Origin of the sequence: Heyndrickxia coagulans DSM 1 = ATCC 7050, assembly GCF_000290615.1 — a bacterium.
GTDB lineage: Bacteria > Bacillota > Bacilli > Bacillales > Bacillaceae_C > Weizmannia > Weizmannia coagulans.
The window spans coordinates 1-203 of sequence record NZ_ALAS01000108.1 but is presented as its reverse complement, the minus strand read 5'-3'; the positions used below and the strand labels follow the sequence as shown (position 1 = coordinate 203).

1 pseudogene is annotated in these 203 nt (G+C 32.5%); it reads right to left on the bottom strand.

The window, feature by feature from the left end:
- A pseudogene (locus tag IC21_RS17225) lies at positions 1–203 on the bottom strand (RNA-guided endonuclease TnpB family protein); the annotation flags it as partial.

Below are 203 nucleotides of genomic sequence, written 5' to 3'. Positions count from 1 at the left end.
ATGACCATTTTCTAGCTTAATATTTCCGTTGACCATATTAGTTGTATAGGATTGTTTTGCTTTACGATTTTTGAACTTTGGAAAATCCGCGTTTCCTTCAAAGAAATTCTTAAAAGCAGTCTGTAAGTTCATTTGTGCATTTGCCAAAGCTAAAGAATCCACTTCTTTTAGGAATGGAAATTCACTTTTATATTTTGCAGGAG